At 39.2% G+C, this 15,034-nt stretch carries 18 protein-coding genes; all 18 read left to right on the forward strand.

The window, feature by feature from the left end:
• Positions 1 to 21: 21 nt before the first annotated feature.
• The 18 genes from JX304_RS07160 (at position 22) to JX304_RS07245 (ending at position 15,025) form a co-directional block, all read left to right on the forward strand.
• Positions 22 to 663, forward strand: coding sequence for an ethanolamine utilization protein (locus JX304_RS07160; protein ID WP_205011880.1), 642 nt, complete (start codon positions 22 to 24; stop codon positions 661 to 663).
• An 11-nt stretch (positions 664 to 674) separates the two neighbouring features.
• Complete coding sequence (locus JX304_RS07165; RefSeq protein ID WP_003006905.1) at positions 675 to 953, forward strand: EutN/CcmL family microcompartment protein; 279 nt, start codon at positions 675 to 677, stop codon at positions 951 to 953.
• Between the two features lie 16 nt (positions 954 to 969).
• Positions 970 to 2,064 carry an ethanolamine utilization protein EutH gene (locus JX304_RS07170; RefSeq protein ID WP_205011881.1) on the forward strand — a complete coding sequence of 365 codons (1,095 nt, stop codon included), beginning with the start codon at positions 970 to 972 and terminating at the stop codon, positions 2,062 to 2,064.
• A 16-nt stretch (positions 2,065 to 2,080) separates the two neighbouring features.
• The gene (locus JX304_RS07175) at positions 2,081 to 2,527 is read left to right on the forward strand and encodes a cupin domain-containing protein (RefSeq protein ID WP_205011882.1); all 447 of its coding nucleotides are present in this window, start codon (positions 2,081 to 2,083) and stop codon (positions 2,525 to 2,527) included.
• 235 nt (positions 2,528 to 2,762) lie between these two features.
• Entirely contained in the window at positions 2,763 to 4,124 is a 1,362-nt protein-coding gene (locus tag JX304_RS07180; protein ID WP_205011883.1) for a cobyrinate a,c-diamide synthase, read from the forward strand.
• Entirely contained in the window at positions 4,121 to 5,068 is a 948-nt protein-coding gene (cbiB, locus tag JX304_RS07185) for an adenosylcobinamide-phosphate synthase CbiB (protein WP_205011884.1), read from the forward strand. Before JX304_RS07180 ends, cbiB begins: the two co-directional genes overlap by 4 nt.
• Positions 5,069 to 5,081: 13 nt before the next feature.
• A complete protein-coding gene (locus tag JX304_RS07190) occupies positions 5,082 to 5,774 on the forward strand; it encodes a cobalt-precorrin-8 methylmutase (protein WP_205011885.1) in 693 nt (230 codons plus the stop codon).
• Positions 5,775 to 5,781: 7 nt separating this feature from the next.
• Positions 5,782 to 6,459, forward strand: a complete 678-nt coding sequence (locus JX304_RS07195) for a cobalt-precorrin-8 methylmutase (RefSeq protein ID WP_205011886.1) — start codon at positions 5,782 to 5,784, stop codon at positions 6,457 to 6,459.
• Positions 6,460 to 6,478: 19 nt separating this feature from the next.
• Entirely contained in the window at positions 6,479 to 7,603 is a 1,125-nt protein-coding gene (gene cbiD / locus JX304_RS07200; RefSeq protein ID WP_205011887.1) for a cobalt-precorrin-5B (C(1))-methyltransferase CbiD, read from the forward strand.
• Positions 7,594 to 8,220, forward strand: coding sequence for a cobalt-precorrin-7 (C(5))-methyltransferase (locus JX304_RS07205; RefSeq protein WP_205011888.1), 627 nt, complete (start codon positions 7,594 to 7,596; stop codon positions 8,218 to 8,220). Before cbiD ends, JX304_RS07205 begins: the two co-directional genes overlap by 10 nt.
• Positions 8,198 to 8,761, forward strand: coding sequence for a decarboxylating cobalt-precorrin-6B (C(15))-methyltransferase (locus JX304_RS07210; protein WP_205011889.1), 564 nt, complete (start codon positions 8,198 to 8,200; stop codon positions 8,759 to 8,761). The genes JX304_RS07205 and JX304_RS07210 overlap by 23 nt, the downstream gene beginning before the upstream one ends.
• Positions 8,762 to 8,765: 4 nt before the next feature.
• On the forward strand, positions 8,766 to 9,539 hold the full coding sequence (locus tag JX304_RS07215) for a cobalt-precorrin-4 methyltransferase (RefSeq protein ID WP_049472811.1): 774 nt from the start codon (positions 8,766 to 8,768) through the stop codon (positions 9,537 to 9,539).
• Entirely contained in the window at positions 9,529 to 10,587 is a 1,059-nt protein-coding gene (locus tag JX304_RS07220) for a cobalt-precorrin 5A hydrolase (protein ID WP_205011890.1), read from the forward strand. Before JX304_RS07215 ends, JX304_RS07220 begins: the two co-directional genes overlap by 11 nt.
• Positions 10,588 to 10,612: 25 nt before the next feature.
• Positions 10,613 to 11,338, forward strand: coding sequence for a precorrin-3B C(17)-methyltransferase (gene cobJ, locus JX304_RS07225; protein ID WP_118094983.1), 726 nt, complete (start codon positions 10,613 to 10,615; stop codon positions 11,336 to 11,338).
• Positions 11,335 to 12,096, forward strand: a complete 762-nt coding sequence (gene cobK, locus JX304_RS07230) for a precorrin-6A reductase (RefSeq protein ID WP_205011891.1) — start codon at positions 11,335 to 11,337, stop codon at positions 12,094 to 12,096. Before cobJ ends, cobK begins: the two co-directional genes overlap by 4 nt.
• Positions 12,093 to 13,553, forward strand: coding sequence for a uroporphyrinogen-III C-methyltransferase (gene cobA / locus JX304_RS07235; protein WP_205011892.1), 1,461 nt, complete (start codon positions 12,093 to 12,095; stop codon positions 13,551 to 13,553). The genes cobK and cobA overlap by 4 nt, the downstream gene beginning before the upstream one ends.
• Positions 13,546 to 14,310, forward strand: a complete 765-nt coding sequence (locus tag JX304_RS07240; RefSeq protein WP_205011893.1) for a sirohydrochlorin cobaltochelatase — start codon at positions 13,546 to 13,548, stop codon at positions 14,308 to 14,310. Before cobA ends, JX304_RS07240 begins: the two co-directional genes overlap by 8 nt.
• A 10-nt stretch (positions 14,311 to 14,320) precedes the next feature.
• Positions 14,321 to 15,025, forward strand: coding sequence for a cobalt-factor II C(20)-methyltransferase (locus tag JX304_RS07245; RefSeq protein WP_205011894.1), 705 nt, complete (start codon positions 14,321 to 14,323; stop codon positions 15,023 to 15,025).
• The last annotated feature ends 9 nt before the right edge of the window (positions 15,026 to 15,034 follow it).

Consider the following 15,034-nt stretch of genomic DNA (forward strand, 5'->3'; position numbering starts at 1 on the left):
GTTGTTGGAGGTAGGTCAAAAATGGAGAATCTAGATAAGATCGTAGATTTGATTACAGACCGTTTAATGGATAAAATACAGGTTGAAACGCATAAGGCCTCAGTATTTGTTATCGGAGCATTTGATATTCCTGAAATCGTAACGAAAGAAGGTTATCAAGTTGTGAAACAATCAAGTAGTGCTGACATCATTCTAGTAGAATCAATTGGTTTTGATGCAATGATGCGAATCGCTTCTTTGTGTCCGCTAAATGCTGATGAAGCTGTTGTCATTAAAAGTTTGTTGAAAGGAAAGAAAGTTTTGGTTCCAGTAGAATCATTTGACTTCCATCAGTTTAAACAAACTTCAAAAGCATTATTGTTTCAAGATCTTCAAGAACAGTACGAAAAACTTCTTCGATATGGTGTTCAATTCTATAAAAAAGAAGAATTGCTATCATTGCTAGAAGAATCTACTTGTGGAGAAAACAATAAACCTTTAAATGATGTGACAAAGAATGAAACTCAACCGAAATCTGTTGAAAAGGTTGGCTTATTAACTGAAAAAAAGTTAATTGAAATGAACCTATCTGATCATGATAGGATTCGGATTAGAAAAGGAATGATTGTGACCGCTCTTGCAAAAGACTATTTGAAACGTCACAATATTATAATAGAAGAATAAGGAGTAGCGAGATGTTTGTTGGGAAAGTGAAAGGAAGTCTATGGGCTACGAGAAAAGATGAAAAACTTAATGGATTAAAGTTTTTAGTGGTCGAACGACAACTGGATGACCATCAAACAGATCCTGCCTTAGTCATTGCTGCTGATTGTATTGGTGCTGGTGAAGGTGATCAAGTGTTGGTCACTACAGGAAGTTCAGCTCGTGTGAGTTTGAATAGACAGGATGTCCCAGTAGATATGGTCATAGTAGGTATCATTGATAAAGTTGAGTATCAACTGGATGATTATTGAAAGTAGGGATTAATTTATGAGTATAAATGAAATTATCATTTACATTATGGTTCTGTTTATGCTTGTCGGTGCAGTTGATAAATGTATCGGTGGGAAACTAGGATTAAGTGAAAAGTTTGAAGAAGGTATTATGGCTATGGGAGCCTTGGCTTTGTCAATGGCTGGGATCATGGTTGTAGCTCCTTTGCTTGCAGATTTATTGAAACCTGTAATTGTTCCACTTTATGGAATGGTTGGTGCGGATCCTTCTATTTTTGCGACTACCTTTATTGCGAATGATATGGGGGGAGCTCCTTTAGCCTTAAGCTTGGCACAAGATAAAGCTGTTGGTGATTTTGCAGCCTATGTTTTAGGTTCTATGATGGGACCAACAATTGTGTTTACGATACCTGTTGCTTTAGGAATTATTGAAAAATCAGATCGTCCATTCTTAGCCCGTGGTATCTTGTACGGATTGGTAACCGTACCTGTCGGATGTTTAGTTGGTGGACTTCTAGTTCCAGGTTTATCATTTGGTACTTTGTTAATCAACTTGATCCCTATCGTAATCGTTTCTGCTCTTATTTTCCTAGGGTTACTTCTTATTCCAAATGGAATGATTAAAGGATTTGAAATCTTTGGTCAAATTATTGTTGTGATTGCAACATTAGGTTTAGCATTTGGTGCTGCACAACTCTTGACCGGAAATGAATGGTTGATCAATTTGTATCCAAAAGGTGCAGAAACACTTCAAGAAGCCTTTGTCGTTGTTGGTTCGATTGCAGTAACCTTGGCGGGAGCTTTTGGTTTAGTTGCTGTATTTACAAAGGTTGCCAACAAACCTCTTTCAGCTATTGGTAAATCATTAGGTATGAATGAAGTAGGGGCTGCTGGTTTGGTTGCTTCTTTAGCAAACAACATTGCCATGTTCCAAATGTTAAAAGATATGGACAAACGTGGTAAAATCTTGAACATTGCCTTTGCTGTATCTGCATCATTTGTAATCGGGGACCACTTAGGGTTCACTGCCGGACAAAATGCTAAAATGATTGTTCCAATGATGATTGGTAAGTTTGTTGGTGGGGTGACTGCTGTATTACTTGCCTACTTCTTAACTAAGAAAGAAGCCTAATTGGGGGTAAAAATAAATGGATTATAATCGTACAGATATTGAATCTTTGGTTCGTAAAATTCTTTTAGAAGAATTAGCGAGTAAAGGTTCTGCTAAACGTGTAAGTAAATCTGGTGTAACCTCTATTTCACTACCAAGTCTAGATGTTCGTCCTGAAGATCGTTTGGATACAGGAAATCCAGAACACCAAGTATACACACGAGACCTCTTAACATTAGAAGAAAGTCCTCGTCTTGGCTTAGGGTTGATGACCATGGACAAGACAACCTTCCCTTGGCATTTAGATTATGATGAAGTAGACTACGTTATTGAAGGTCGATTGGATGTTATCTCTGGTGATGAAGTCATGAGTGCTGGTCCAGGTGAAGTCATCTTTATTCCAAAAGGTAGCGATATTCAATTCTCTGTTAAAGATAAGGCTCGATTTATTTATGTGACTTATCCAGCAGATTGGCAAGGTTGATCAACTTTATATAGAATGTTTTATAAGGAGCACCGTATGTGTGCTCTTTTTTTGATTGCGTTTTCAATTTTTTATTGACAAATACTATAATTTATATTAGAATAAAAGCATCTTTAGTGTTTAAGGATATAGAAGAGCACAACGAGGTGCTAAGTAATAAAATAGAGCAACGGAGCTACAAAAAATAGTGTATTTTTTGTAGCTCTATTTTTTTCAAAGTTAGGGGTGTGTTAGCATGAAGCAGTTTATGTTGGCTGGTGTGTCAAGTGGTGTAGGAAAAACAACCGTAACACTAGCTGTATTAAAAGCTTTAACAGATATGGGGTATAAGGTTCAGCCGTATAAAATAGGCCCGGATTATATTGACACATCATATCATAGTCGTATTACAAAAATTTCATCCCGAAATTTGGATAATTTTTTAATCCCTGATTCCAATTATCTAAAGTGGTCCTATTATCGTTGGCATCAAAATAGTGATGTAGCAGTTGTAGAAGGAGTAATGGGACTTTATGATGGATTAGGAACAGATAAAGATTGTGCTTCTTCGGCATCTGTTGCAAAACAGCTCAATCTACCTGTTGTATTGATTATTGATGGGAAATCGACTTCAACTTCAGCAGCAGCAATTGTCCATGGCTTTTCTTCATTTGATCCTGGTGTCAACATCGTTGGGGTTATTGTGAACCGTGTTGCTTCAGAAACGCATTACCAGTTGATTAAGGGAGCAATTGAACGCTATACAGATATAGAAGTTTTAGGCTATTTTCCAAAAAATGTTCAGGTTGAACTCCCATCTAGACATTTGGGATTGATTCCTGATGTAGAGATGGATGATCTTGAAGAAAAATTTGCTATTCTTGGAGAGCAGGCTAAAAAAACGATCCAGTTTGATCGTTTATTGGAAAAAGTTGACGGAGCATCACTAGAATTGTCTTCTCCATTCAAATTTCAACATACCATTCCATTAACGATTGCTTATGCTCTTGATGATGCTTTCCATTTCTATTATGAAGATAATTTGGATTTATTGAAAAATGCTGAAGTCACCCTCATTCCATTTAGCCCCTTGAAGGATCAACAGTTACCTGAAGCCGATGCTTATTATTTTGGTGGGGGCTATCCGGAACTATTTGCCAAAGAATTATCGGAAAATCTATCCTTTAAACAATCTGTGTTAGATGCTCATCAAAAGGGAATCCCAATCTACGCTGAATGTGGTGGCTTGATGTATCTTGGAAAAAATCTTGAGATAGAAGATCAGGTCTACGAAATGGTTGGTATCTTTGATGGGACTAGTGTGATGACGAATGGGCTAAAACGTTTTGGCTATTGTTTTGCAACTACCAATGAAGATTCTTTATTTGGTCCGTCTGGTACGGAAATTCGAGGCCATGAGTTCCATCATTCAGTTTTCAATACTTCTGAAAAAACAGTTTTAGATCTGAGAAAAGAAAGAGATGGAGAAGTGGTTTCGAATTGGACAGGGGGATATCAGAAAGGGAAAACCTTTGCCAGTTACCTCCATGTTCATTTATATCAGAATGAGCATCTCCTAAAGAGTTGGATCGATTATATACTGGAGTCTAAAAAATGATAGTTATTGCACTCTTTATTGCTCTTCTTCTTGATTGGTTAATTGGAGATCCCTATTCGTGGCCACACCCGGTCAAACTAATTGGAAATTTTATTTATGATTGTTTACGGATGGAAAAGTTAAAAACGAGATATCCTGTTCTGTTCGGAATATTCCTTTGGATATGCACCGTTTCTTTGACAGTTTCCATCACGTATGGAATCTTGTGGGGGGCTAGTCAGCTTCACCCAATTCTTTATTGGATTTTGTGGATTTATTTAGCCTATACCTGTTTAGCAACTCGCTCTCTGGCTTTTGAAGCTCTTAAAGTATACAAAGCTATTCAGTCTGGTTCCATTGAGAAGGCTAGGTATCAAGTGGGAATGATCGTAGGGAGAGAAACAGATCAGCTTACCATACCTGAAATTTGTAATGCGACCATTGAAACCGTCGCAGAAAATGCAAGTGATGGAGTGATCGGCCCCTTATTGTGCTTATTTATTGGCGGTCCCGTATTTGCAATGGGATACAAAGCTGTTAATACGCTAGATTCAATGGTCGGTTATAAAACAGCCAAATACCGAAAGATTGGATATGTTTCGGCTAAAATAGATGATTTGGTCAATCTCATTCCTGCCCGTTTAACTTGGTTGTTTATGATGGCAAGTGCCAGAGTCCTGCAATTGGATTTCAGAAATGCCATAAAAATTGGCTGGAGAGATCGCTACCAACATGCGAGTCCAAATAGTGCTTTCCCTGAGTCGGTCGTGGCAGGTGCCCTGGGGATTCAATTAGGTGGAGCTCATATCTATCATGGTGAGTTGATTACAAAACCAACTATTGGTGATCCTACAAGAAGTGTAGAGCCAGATGATATTTTAACATCCATTTCTATGCTCTATATGACAACGACGATTTCAGCTTTCGTTTTGTCAATTATTTATCTCATCGTTGTAAATTATTAAAAGAGGAGTATATATGTCCTATATTAAAAACCCTTCCTCAATCGAGGAAAAAAGTTTCCAGATCATTCAATCGGTAATCGATCAGGATCATCCAGATTATGAATTCCATGAAGATATGGAAGAAGCCATTATTAAACGCGCCATTCATACCACGGGTGATTTTGACTATCTCTATACCATGAGGTTTATCAACCATGTTAATGAACGAATCGTTGATGTGATTCAAAAAAAAGGGACAATCATTGTTGATTCCAGCATTTCCTTAAATGGGATCAATAAACGAGTTCTTGATCAAATGGGCGTTTCCTACCGTTGCTTAATTAACGATGAAGATGTCATCCAACTTGCTAAGGAAAAAAATATTACTAGAGCTATGGCAGCTGTTGAAAAAGCAACTGAGATAGAAGGACCTAAAGTATTTGCTTTTGGAGGAGCACCTACAGCTTTGTTCCACCTCCTTGATTTAATCAAAGAGAAAAATGTTAAAGTAGATGCAATTATCGGTGTTCCTGTTGGGTTTATCAATGTCCTAGAATCTAAGGAAGCATTATTAGCGACTGACTTTCCTGTTATGGTAAATGAAGGGCGTAAGGGGGGAAGCACCCTTGTCGTAGCGATTATTAATGCGATTATTTATCAAATGCAAACAATTGTGACCGATGACTATGTTCGTTATTCTACAGCTTTAAATGATAAAAAAGGATAAGGTATTTATGAGTTATATAAAAGTATCAAATCAGATTGAAGAAGCTAGTTTTAAAAAAATTCAAGAAATCATTGATCAGGAGCACCCAGATATTGTGTTTGATAATCCATTTCATGAAGCAGTTTGGAAACGAGTTGTTTTTGCGAGTGCGGACTTTGATTACCTTTACAATATCAAATTTTCAAATGATGCTATCGACCATATTTTAGATGTTATTAAAAATAAAGGAACTATTTTCACCGATACGACCATGGTTCTAGGTGGTTTCAATAAAAGAATCCTTGATGAGCTTGGTGTAGCCTACAGATGCTTGGTTAATGAACCAGCGATCTTTGAAGAAGCCAAGGCAAAAGGGATTACTCGTTCTATGGCTGCAGTAGAGCATGCAGCTAATGAATTAGGACCAAAATTATTTGTGTTTGGAAATGCACCAACTTCTATCTTTAAAGTCTTAGATATGGTAGAAGAAGGGACATTAGTCCCTGATGCTGTTATTGGCGTTCCAGTTGGCTTTGTAGGAGCTGCAGAATCAAAACAAAAATTACATGAGAGTTCCATTCCTTCCATCGTTGCATTGGGAAGTAAAGGTGGAAGTACGATTGCAGCAGCAGTAGTGAATGCGATCCTCTACCAATACAAACAAGAAATGGAAGATTACCAACGTTTTGTAGTCCCAAATAAATAATGTAAGGAGGGGGAACAATATGGATGAGTACTCATATGTTAATGGAAAGAAATTAAGAAAAGGGTTTACTACAGGTACTTGTGCAACTGCAGCAACTGCAGCGGCTATTAGTATGATTTTAAATCAAGATATCGAAGAAAAAGTTACCGTTTCTACAGCAAATGGAGTCGAAGTAACGATGGATATCAAAAATCCTTCTTTTGGTGAACTGACTGCTAGTGCCGCTGTCGAAAAGGATGGTGGTGATGATGCCGATGCAACGCACGGTCTCCTTATTTATTCGACTGTAACTCTCTTACCTGACTCAACTGAAATTATCATTGATGGTGGGGAAGGAGTTGGCCGAGTAACTCAAAAAGGGCTGAAATGTGATGTCGGAATGGCAGCAATCAACCCAACCCCTCGAGCGATGATTGAAAAAACAGCCCGTCAATTGTTGGGGCCAGACTGCGGAGCCGAAATTATCATTTCAGTTCCTGGGGGCGAAGAAACAGCCAAGTTAACCTATAATTCTCGGTTAGGAATTGTAGGAGGGATCTCTATTTTAGGGACGACAGGAATTGTTAACCCAATGTCTGAGGATAGTTGGAAAGCTTCGATTACGATTGAGTTAACCATGTTGTACAATCAAGGCTATCGTTCAGTTGTTTTAGCTCCGGGGAATTACGGCGAGGATTTTGCGACCAATGTGCTGGGGATTCCACCTCATCGAATTGTGAACATGAGTAACTTTGTTGGGCATGTCCTTAAAGAAGTCCAGCGGATTGGCTTTACTCGCGTCCTGATGGTTGGACATATGGGGAAATTTGTAAAGGTCGCTGGTGGGATTTTCTCAACTCACAGTAAAGACTCAGATGCGCGAATGGAGATCATCATGGCTAACCTAGCCTTGTTAGGTGCCCCAGTTGAACTTCTTGAAAAAGTGGATCAATGCATTACAACAGATGCAGCCGGAACTCTGATTGAGGAATATCATTATGAGGAAGTTTATCAGGTCTTGGTTGACAAAATGAAGTTCCGTTCGGAACGCTTGCTTAGAAACCGGAAGCCGGAAGTGAGCATTGATGTAGTAACCTTTGGGACAGAAACTGGGTATCTAGCTTCAACCCAAACATTAGAAGAAATAGCGGAGGAATGGACGTGATCTATGTAATTGGAATAGGGCCAGGAGCCCCTTCCTATGGACTTTTGGGAAGTGAAGAGATTTATGAAAAGGCAGACTATATTCTTGGAAGTGAGCGTCATTTGGAAATCCTTCCAACTGCCTATCAGTCAAAAGGTGTCGTACCTCCAAAAAAACTTTCAGAATTAGCTCAATTAATAGAGTCTTATCCGGAAGAATCGACCATACTTTATTTGGCTTCAGGGGACCCCTTGATTTATGGTTTGGGAAAATGGTTGTCTGAGAAATTTAAAGGGCGCGTGCTTATTCAGCCGGGAATTTCGTCTTTCCAGTATTTGGCTAGCAAGGTATCGTTGCCTATGAATGAAGCCTACTTGACAAGTAGTCATGCAAAAATTCCTAATTTTGATTTCATTCTTTCTTTACCAAAAGTATTTATGGTAACCGATAAAAAAATTGGTCCATATGAAATTGCTCAAGAAGTTAAAAAACGAGGCTTGAAAAAAGTCTTAGTCATCGGTGAAAATCTTAGTTATGAAGATGAAAACATCGAAATTTTAGCAGAGGATCAAGTTGTCAATCGACAATATGAAATGAATGTGGTGGTGATTTTAGATGAAGGATTCGGCATTTATTAGGGCAAAGGTCCCAATGACAAAAGAAGAGGTCAGGGCTATCAGTATTGATAAATTGGACTTACACAAGGCAAAGAGAATGCTGGATGTTGGCTCTGGTACAGGCAGTGTAACCATTCAAGCAGCTGTATCTTTTCCGAACTTAGAAGTCGTTGCAATTGAGCAAAATGAAGACGCAGTTGCATTGACACAGGAAAATATTGATTACTTTGGCTGTCAAAATATTAATCTGATAAAAGGAAAAGCCCCTGTTGACCTAGATGGACAGTTTGATGCTATTTTTGTGGGTGGAACCGGTGGCAATATGGCAGAAATCTTTGAGTGGTGTGAAAGTTTGTTGGTACCTGGAGGACGATTTGTTCTAAACTTTATCCTCTTGGAAAATGCTATGGAAGCTATTCAACTTGCTGAAAAGTTGGAATGGCAAGACTTAGATGTTGTATCTATTCAAGCTAGTAGATGGTCTGCTTTGGGCAAGGGCCACTATTTTAAACAGCAAAACCCAACGATCATTGTCTCAGCTGTAAAACCAGAAAGGAATTAAATATATGTCAATTGTACATTTTGTCGGTGCAGGACCTGGTGATGTGGATCTCATTACTCTAAAAGGTTACCGCAAATTATCCCAAGCAGATGTAGTTATCTACGCGGGTTCTCTTGTAAATCCAGATCTCCTTCAATACTGTAAAGAAGGTGCGGAGATTCATGACAGTGCTTCTATGCATTTGATGGAAATTATTGATGTGATGGAAGAAGCTGTTAAAGCTGGAAAAGACGTCGTCCGCTTGCAGACAGGGGATTTCTCTATCTACGGTTCTATTCGTGAGCAAACAGAAGAGATGAAGAAGAGAGGCATTGAATTTGACTGTATTCCTGGAGTGAGCTCTTTCTTAGGTGCAGCTTCAAGTATTGGAACAGAATATACGGTCCCTGAAGTCTCTCAAAGTGTGATTATCACTCGCATGGCCGGACGGACTCCAGTTCCTGAACGAGAATCCCTCCGAAGCTATGCTCAGCACAGAACCTCTATGGCCATTTTCTTATCTGTACAAGGTATTGAAAAAGTGGTGGCTGAATTGGTTGAGGGTGGTTATCCAATAGAAACACCTGTCGCAGTAATCTATAAGGCAACTTGGCCAGATGAACGCAAGGTCTTTGGGACATTGGAGACCATTGCTGAGAAGGTTAAAGAAGCTAAAATTAGAAAAACTGCCTTGATTTTAGTTGGAGATTTCTTGGGTGAAGAATTTTACTACTCTAAACTCTATCACAAAGATTTCCACCATGAATTCCGTAAAGGATTGAGTTCGCATGCTAAATGATTCCCCTCGTTACGCCATTGTGGCGGTTACTAACAATGCAAAAAATTTAGGCCTAGAGCTCAAGGAAAAACTTGGGATTGATTGTCCAGTCTATACTACTGTGAAAATCGCTGACTCTCGAACGGTACCGATTGAAGGACGTGTCATTGAAGGACTTCGGAAAGTATTCCAAGAGGTGGATGTGTTGATTTGTATCATGGCGATTGGTGCGGTTGTCAGAGGCATTGCCCCTGTTATTAAAGACAAAACAACTGATCCTGCTGTGATCGTTATGGATGAGAAAGCCAATCATGTGATTAGTTTATTGAGTGGTCACTTAGGTGGGGCCAATCAGGTTACACTTAAAATTGCTGAATTATTAGATTCAAATCCAGTGATCACGACCGCAACAGATACACAAAATGTTGTAGCCTTGGATAATATTGCTAAAGAAGTAAATGGGTGGCGGGAAGAATTGCGCCACTTAGTGAAAGTATTTAATTCTTATTTAGCGAATAAAGACTGTGTGTATTTTTATCAAGAAAAGCCTTGGGTTTCTGACCTGAGAGGGCTAACAGTCATTAAGGAAAATCAGATACAGGAAGTACTTGCTAATAAGAGCCCATTTATTTGGTTGACCTCTCAAACAGTTGAGGTTGACGAAGAAGTGGTAGCCCTGATTCATCCAAAACCCTATGTTTTAGGAGTTGGGGCAAAGAAGGATCTTCCAACTTCAACTTTTATGGAATCATTCCGAGCGTTTTGTGAACAAGAGGGAATCTCCAGTTCAGAAATCGCTAAAATAGCTAGTATTGATGTCAAAAAAAATGAACAAGCTATACTAGCATTAGCCCAACACCTAGATTGTCCGTTTGTCACATATTCTAAGGAAGAATTACAAGTTGTGGCTGATAAATATCCGCAATCGGAATTTGTGAAGAAAACTGTAGGTGTGGGAAGTGTGGCGCTTGCTAGTGCGGACCTTGCAAGTAAAGGAAATGTGCTGACCCAACGGTTCGCACAAAATGGTGCAACATTTGCACTTGGTAAATTAGGTAACAATTATTAAATATTAAATTTAAGGAGAAATACATATGTTATACGTTATTGGACTTGGCCCAGGTAAAGAAGAATTGATGTCTCAAGAAGCATTGGAAGCTATTAAAGATTGTGAAATTATTGTTGGTTATTCTACCTACATGCGTTTGATCAAAGATCTTGTAAAAGATAAAGAAATGGTTGCGACTGGTATGCGTCATGAGATTGAACGTTGTCAAAAAGCCATTGACCTTGCTCATGAAACTGGAAAAAATGTCGGTGTTGTTTCTAGTGGTGACGCAGGTGTGTACGGAATGGCTGGTTTGATTCTTGAATTGTTGGAAGAGAACGATACTCTTGAAGTAAAAGTTGTACCTGGAATTACAGCAAGTTTGGGAGCCGCTGCAGTGATGGGAGCACCTTTGATGAATGACTTCTGCCATATTTCACTCAGTGACTTGATGACACCTTGGGAAATGATTGAAAAACGTCTTCATGCAGCAGCACAAGGGGACTTTGTCGTTTGTCTCTACAACCCAAGAAGTAAAGGTCGTCCAGAGCACTTGTCAAGAGCACTCGAAATTATGTCTGAATACAAAGCCAAAGATACGATTGTCGGAATCGGAAAAGATATTGGACGTAAGGACGAAGAAATTATTTTGACGACGATTGAAGACTTAGATGAAACTCTTGTAGATATGACAACGATTGTCATTGTCGGAAACAAAGAAACTTATGTGAAAAATGGACGCATGATCACACCTCGAGGATACACACTATGATGAAACTGCTTTTCGGTGGAACTGCTGAGAGTACGGAAGTACTTGAATTTCTTTCACAAAAAAACATTCCTGTCACGACCTCTGTTGTTTCGGATTATGGACGTCATTTAGCATCTAAATTTGGACAAGATGTAGTTCAAGGGAGAATGACTGCTCAAGATATGGTTGATTTCATCAAAAAAAATGAAGTTGACGAAATTATTGATGCTTCCCATCCTTTTGCTGACATTGTTTCTCGGGAAGCAATGAAAGCAGCAAATCTGGCTGGCATCCCTTATGTACGCTTCGAGAGACAAGCTACAAATGATTTATCTGGAGCAACGGTTGTTCATTCGACAGAAGAAGCCATTGAATACATGAAAGAGAAGCAGTACAAAACTGTCTACTTAGGGACAGGAAGTAAAACTTTGCCCTTATTCGTACATGGTTTGCCTGACTCTCGCATTGTAGTCCGAGTTCTTCCGACTTCAGAAGTCCTTAAGGGCTGTGAAGAGTTAGGACTTGTTCCGGATCAAATTGATGCCATCAAAGCTCCTTTCTCTAAAGAATGCAATAAAGAATTATTAGCACGCTCGAAAGCAGAAGTATTTGTTTCTAAAGAAAGTGGAAATATTGGTGGTATTCGAGAAAAGATTGAAGGTTGCCAAGAACTAGGAATGGATTGTGTGATTATTTCACGGCCGATTGTTCATTATCCTAAAGTGGTTTCAACTATTGAAGAATTGGAAGCCTATTTGAAGAAAGAGGTGGCAGAATGAGTGGCTTTGTTAGTCTAGTTGGTGCAGGTCCAGGTGATGAGGAATTAATCTCTGTAAAAGGAGCTCGCAGACTAGAGGAGGCAGATGTTCTGATCTATGATCGTTTAGTGAATCCCATGCTTCTGTCCTACACAAAATCGGACTGTGAAAAGATCTATGTTGGTAAGATTCCTAATCAACCCTGTGTCTCCCAAGAAGAAATTGAGGAAGTCCTAGTTGAAAAAGCCAAGGCAGGGAAAAAAGTTGTTCGTTTAAAAAGTGGCGACCCCTATATCTTTGGTCGAGGAGGAGAAGAAGCTCAAACTCTTATTCAAGAAGGGATCCCCTTTGAAGTTGTACCAGGAATTACCTCAGCTATAGCCGGCCTTGCCTATGCAGGCATTCCCATGACCTTTAGAAATGTCGCGACTAGCTTTCATGTCTTTACTGGCCATCTACAAGATGCCAGTGAAGCATTGAATTGGGATGCGATATCCCACTTAAAAGGAACTCTAGTCTTCCTTATGGGAATGAAAAACTTGCAGACCATTTGTGAGGAATTGATGGTTCGTGGTTACGATAAGGAAACTTCAGTAGCGATTATCGAATGGGCTACTCACCCTCAACAACGTTCCATTGATGGAAAATTAGAGACCATTGTTGAACTGGCTGAAAAACACCAGATGAAAGCACCAAGTTTAATTGTGATTGGGGACGTTGTTGCTTTCCGTGAGGAATTAAACTACCATGAAAAATTGCCTTTGTTTGGTCGAACCGTTTTGGTGCAAGAAACTCCTAATGCCAAGCTTCCTAAATTGTTGAAGGATGCTGGGGCGACAGTATATGCTTTTCAGTCACCAAGTAAATTGCTTGCAAAAGAACTGAAACTTCCTCAACTTTCTGACATTGACGGTTTGGTAGTAACAGACCCAAGCTCTTGGAACTTCTTTGTTGCCTATTTGCAACAAGAAAATCTGGATATTCGGAGTCTCAGTCATCTGAAGATTGTAGCAAGTGGACATCATACCATCAAGACTATTAAAGAAGCAGGAATTCGCCTCTATGATCAAATCAATGATGTTGCAGAAGAGAATTTTGTAAAGCGGATGAGTGAGCAAGAAGGAAACTGGATCATTCTCACTTCTGATATTAAGGAAAAAGCAGTAGCAGAAGTTTTGAACTTCCCGATCCACACCACACATTCTGTTGACTTTGAAAGTGAATCATTCTCTTATCATGCAGAGGATATCCAGCTAATTTGTTTGCCAAACTCTGCTGCAGCTTACCACTTTGTGTTGATGGCAGAGAAAACCCAAGAGAATTGGAAAGAGAAACCGATTGTCATTATGGGAGACAATACTAGATCTGTATTGGAAAAAGCTGGCTATCATCAGTTGATCGAAACAGAAGAAAGAACCTTAAAATCGGTTTGTGAAGCTTGCCAAACTTTTTTTAGAAGGGAAAGTGAAAATGTCTAAAGCGATTATTGTCGTCAGTTTCGGAACCACCTATCCTGAAACACGAAAGAAAACCATTCAAGCCTGTGAAGAGACGATCCAACAGCGGTTCCCAGATTTTCAGGTCCACCGTGCCTTCACTTCGAATGTTGTCATTAAGCGCATTAAAGAAAATGAAGGAATCTCAGTTCCAACTGTGAACCAATTATTGGAACAATTGAAAAAGGATGGTGTTAAGGAAGTTTATATTCAACCACTCCACATTATCTTGGGGAGTGAGTATGAAAAAGTGGTTCACCAAGCTAACCAGTTTAAAGAAGATTTTGAACTTCTAAAAATCGGGAAACCTCTTCTTTTTAGTGAAGAAGATTATGAAAATGTTACAAATATCCTTGTAAAAGAATACAATAATAATGTAGATGAAGCGACCATCCTTATGGGACATGGTAGTAAGCATTATGCCTTTACTGCTTATGCTGCTTTGGATCATATGCTAACGGATGAAGCGGTCTATATCGGCTGTGTCGAGTCTTACCCTCCAGTAGAGTTACTTGAAAAACGTCTGGAAGCTAAAGGTGTTCAAAAAGTTCATCTTGCTCCCTTTATGTTAGTGGCTGGGGATCATGCTACCAATGATTTGTGCTCGGATGAAGAAGGATCATGGAAACACTTCTTTACAGAAAAAGGATACCAAGTGGAGACACACTTGATTGGACTTGGGGAATACCCAAGTGTTCAAGAACTCTATGTTCAACACCTAGAAAAGATTATTCTATAGGAGGTCAAAAATGGCAACATTTTACGGTATTGGGATTGGTCCAGGAGACAGTGAGCTCGTAACCGTTAAGGCCAAAAATATTCTGGAAACATTGGATATTTTGTACACTCCTGAAGCCAAACGCGGTTCCAAGAGTGTGGCATTGACGATTGCAAGTCCTTATGTCAGTGATCATCTAGAAATTAAACAACGCCACTTTCCAATGGTTCGTTCGCTAGAAAAGAAAGAACCTCAGTGGGAACAAATTGCTACTGAAGTGGTGGAAGATGTGAAGGCTGGAAAAAATGTTGGTTTTATCACGCTTGGAGATCCAATGGTCTACAGTACCTATAGTTACCTGTTGAGATTAATTGGAGATAGCATTGATACCCAAACAATTCCTGGAATTACCTCATTTGGTAGTATGGCTTCTGTCTTGGGACAACCTTTAACCATGGATGAGGAGTCCTTTGCAGTGGTACCTGCTACAGCAGAAGCTGATAAGATTGACCAAGCCTTGGCAATTCATGATACTGTCGTCATTATGAAGGTGGCTAGACATTTGGATGTCGTTCTTCCTTTGTTGGAAAAACACAACCTGATTGAAAAAACATTTTTAGTCAGTCATGCCTCTACTGAAAAGCAAAGAATTTTGTACGGAGTATCGGACTTAACAGTCGATGATAAATTGGATTATTTTACAACCCTATTGGTTAAGAAACATCCATTGGGATAATGAAAAAGG

This window comes from Streptococcus parasanguinis (assembly GCF_901875555.1).
Taxonomy (GTDB): Bacteria; Bacillota; Bacilli; order Lactobacillales; family Streptococcaceae; genus Streptococcus; species Streptococcus parasanguinis_H.

Coding starts and splice junctions, on each gene's coding strand:
- JX304_RS07215 (WP_049472811.1), top strand. CDS start 8,766: ATGTCAATTGTACATTTTGTCGGTGCAGGACCTGGTGATGTGGATCTC.
- JX304_RS07160 (WP_205011880.1), top strand. CDS start 22: ATGGAGAATCTAGATAAGATCGTAGATTTGATTACAGACCGTTTAATG.
- JX304_RS07190 (WP_205011885.1), top strand. CDS start 5,082: ATGTCCTATATTAAAAACCCTTCCTCAATCGAGGAAAAAAGTTTCCAG.
- cbiB (WP_205011884.1), top strand. CDS start 4,121: ATGATAGTTATTGCACTCTTTATTGCTCTTCTTCTTGATTGGTTAATT.
- cobA (WP_205011892.1), top strand. CDS start 12,093: ATGAGTGGCTTTGTTAGTCTAGTTGGTGCAGGTCCAGGTGATGAGGAA.
- cobJ (WP_118094983.1), top strand. CDS start 10,613: ATGTTATACGTTATTGGACTTGGCCCAGGTAAAGAAGAATTGATGTCT.
- JX304_RS07210 (WP_205011889.1), top strand. CDS start 8,198: ATGAAGGATTCGGCATTTATTAGGGCAAAGGTCCCAATGACAAAAGAA.
- JX304_RS07170 (WP_205011881.1), top strand. CDS start 970: ATGAGTATAAATGAAATTATCATTTACATTATGGTTCTGTTTATGCTT.
- JX304_RS07175 (WP_205011882.1), top strand. CDS start 2,081: ATGGATTATAATCGTACAGATATTGAATCTTTGGTTCGTAAAATTCTT.
- JX304_RS07220 (WP_205011890.1), top strand. CDS start 9,529: ATGCTAAATGATTCCCCTCGTTACGCCATTGTGGCGGTTACTAACAAT.
- cobK (WP_205011891.1), top strand. CDS start 11,335: ATGATGAAACTGCTTTTCGGTGGAACTGCTGAGAGTACGGAAGTACTT.
- JX304_RS07240 (WP_205011893.1), top strand. CDS start 13,546: ATGTCTAAAGCGATTATTGTCGTCAGTTTCGGAACCACCTATCCTGAA.
- JX304_RS07195 (WP_205011886.1), top strand. CDS start 5,782: ATGAGTTATATAAAAGTATCAAATCAGATTGAAGAAGCTAGTTTTAAA.
- JX304_RS07205 (WP_205011888.1), top strand. CDS start 7,594: ATGGACGTGATCTATGTAATTGGAATAGGGCCAGGAGCCCCTTCCTAT.
- JX304_RS07245 (WP_205011894.1), top strand. CDS start 14,321: ATGGCAACATTTTACGGTATTGGGATTGGTCCAGGAGACAGTGAGCTC.
- cbiD (WP_205011887.1), top strand. CDS start 6,479: ATGGATGAGTACTCATATGTTAATGGAAAGAAATTAAGAAAAGGGTTT.
- JX304_RS07165 (WP_003006905.1), top strand. CDS start 675: ATGTTTGTTGGGAAAGTGAAAGGAAGTCTATGGGCTACGAGAAAAGAT.
- JX304_RS07180 (WP_205011883.1), top strand. CDS start 2,763: ATGAAGCAGTTTATGTTGGCTGGTGTGTCAAGTGGTGTAGGAAAAACA.